Origin of the sequence: Bacillus sp. SIMBA_005 (assembly GCF_046535585.1) — a bacterium.
Lineage (GTDB): Bacteria > Bacillota > Bacilli > Bacillales > Bacillaceae > Bacillus > Bacillus pumilus.
In genome coordinates, this window is sequence record NZ_JAWRWI010000796.1 from 1 (window position 1) to 253 (window position 253).

A 253-nucleotide genomic window follows, 5' to 3' on the forward strand; every position below is an offset into this window, starting at 1 on the left:
CGATGAATTCGTGATTCCATCTGTCATTACAAAAGAAAACGGTGAGCCTGTTGCGAAAATCCAAGACGGCGATTCTGTGATTTTCTATAATTTCAGACCGGACCGCGCCATCCAGATTTCCAACACGTTCACAAACAAAGACTTCCGTGACTTCGACCGCGGCGAGAATTATCCAAAGAACCTGTATTTCGTCTGCCTGACTCACTTCAGTGAAACAGTTGACGGTTATGTAGCGTTTAAACCGATAAATCTT

At 43.9% G+C, this 253-nt stretch carries 1 pseudogene; it reads left to right on the forward strand.

The annotated features are described in order from the left end of the window. Positions 1–253: pseudogene (locus SB660_RS22260) on the forward strand (2,3-bisphosphoglycerate-independent phosphoglycerate mutase); the annotation flags it as partial.